Genomic DNA, 1,052 nt, shown 5'->3' with positions numbered 1-1,052 from the left:
CATCATCGCGCTGCGATTATTTGAGAGACTCTGTTACAGACTAATCCACCACTCAGTACTTCTACGGAGAGTGATGTTCAGCTGTAAACTTTCAATTTTCAGCTTGTTCCAGATTGTTAAAGAGCAATATCTTAAACACGACTCGTTAAAGTCATCTTTAAGATATTCAGTTGATAATGTCTTTCACACATTATCGGAGTGGCGTCCCCAAGGGGATTCGAACCCCTGTTACAGCCGTGAAAGGGCAGTGTCCTAGGCCTCTAGACGATGGGGACACGAAAAATCCGTACCAGACCACATTGTGGTTTGGCACTTTTCGCATCAGCGTAAGGTTGCCCTTACTGCATCAACAGGTGCTCTTGCTCATTAATTTCATCAGACAATCTGTGTGGACACTGCACAATGCGTATCTTGAGGTAAGGAGGTGATCCAACCGCAGGTTCCCCTACGGTTACCTTGTTACGACTTCACCCCAGTCATGAATCACAAAGTGGTAAGCGCCCTCCCGAAGGTTAAGCTACCTACTTCTTTTGCAACCCACTCCCATGGTGTGACGGGCGGTGTGTACAAGGCCCGGGAACGTATTCACCGTAGCATTCTGATCTACGATTACTAGCGATTCCGACTTCATGGAGTCGAGTTGCAGACTCCAATCCGGACTACGACATACTTTATGAGGTCCGCTTGCTCTCGCGAGTTTGCTTCTCTTTGTATATGCCATTGTAGCACGTGTGTAGCCCTACTCGTAAGGGCCATGATGACTTGACGTCATCCCCACCTTCCTCCGGTTTGTCACCGGCAGTCTCCTTTGAGTTCCCACCATTACGTGCTGGCAACAAAGGATAAGGGTTGCGCTCGTTGCGGGACTTAACCCAACATTTCACAACACGAGCTGACGACAGCCATGCAGCACCTGTCTCAGAGTTCCCGAAGGCACTAAGCTATCTCTAGCGAATTCTCTGGATGTCAAGAGTAGGTAAGGTTCTTCGCGTTGCATCGAATTAAACCACATGCTCCACCGCTTGTGCGGGCCCCCGTCAATTCATTTGAGT

At 48.8% G+C, this 1,052-nt stretch carries 1 tRNA gene and 1 rRNA gene; both read right to left on the bottom strand.

The features are described from left to right. Positions 1 to 199: 199 nt before the first annotated feature. Positions 200 to 275 (bottom strand) — tRNA-Glu (locus J1784_RS00325). A 142-nt stretch (positions 276 to 417) separates the two neighbouring features. Next, positions 418 to 1,052: ribosomal RNA gene (locus J1784_RS00320) — 16S ribosomal RNA — on the bottom strand; the annotation flags it as partial.

The organism is Rahnella ecdela (genome assembly GCF_019049625.1).
Classification (GTDB): Bacteria; Pseudomonadota; Gammaproteobacteria; order Enterobacterales; family Enterobacteriaceae; genus Rahnella; species Rahnella ecdela.
Note: the sequence above shows the minus strand (reverse complement) of the source record. Positions and strands in the feature narration are given on the sequence as shown.